This window comes from Mesorhizobium sp. M7A.F.Ca.CA.002.04.1.1, assembly GCF_004022805.1.
Lineage (GTDB): Bacteria > Pseudomonadota > Alphaproteobacteria > Rhizobiales > Rhizobiaceae > Mesorhizobium > Mesorhizobium ciceri.
In genome coordinates this window covers 1-431 of sequence record NZ_RZPL01001328.1, presented here as the reverse complement: position 1 = coordinate 431, position 431 = coordinate 1, and the positions used below count along the sequence as shown (strand labels likewise).

At 63.8% G+C, this 431-nt stretch carries 1 pseudogene; it reads left to right on the top strand.

Annotated features, from left to right (window positions below):
- Positions 1-202 precede the first annotated feature (202 nt).
- Positions 203-431, top strand: a pseudogene (locus ENZ75_RS34040) (D-alanyl-D-alanine carboxypeptidase); the annotation flags it as partial.

The following is a 431-nucleotide window of genomic DNA, read 5'->3' as shown; positions in this document are numbered from 1 at the left end:
CCCTCGATACCACGCCCCTTCCCACGGGAAACGCGGCCTTGGCAAGCAAAGACACGGGAAAACCGGCGTTTTCGGGGCGGATGCCAAGCTTGCGAGGCTCGACAATCCTGGGGCTAACCGGCATTAACCAAATGGACGCAACAGCCGCGTTACGTTAGCGTCGTCTCATCTCAGCAACAGCCGACCCAGAACAGTCCAGCCCTTGTCCTACCTGCGTCCCTTTCCGCTCATCCAGAGAGTTTTTGCGGCACTAGCCCTGCTGGTGCTGCTGGCCGGCTGCGCCACGACGCCGCCCGACAGCGTGCTGGCCGTGCCCGCGCCGGCGCAGAAATATGCGGCCATCGTGGTTGACGCCAGGACCGGCAAGCAGCTGTTCGAGGTCAGCTCGACGGCGCAGCGCTACCCCGCCTCGCTGACCAAGATGATGACGC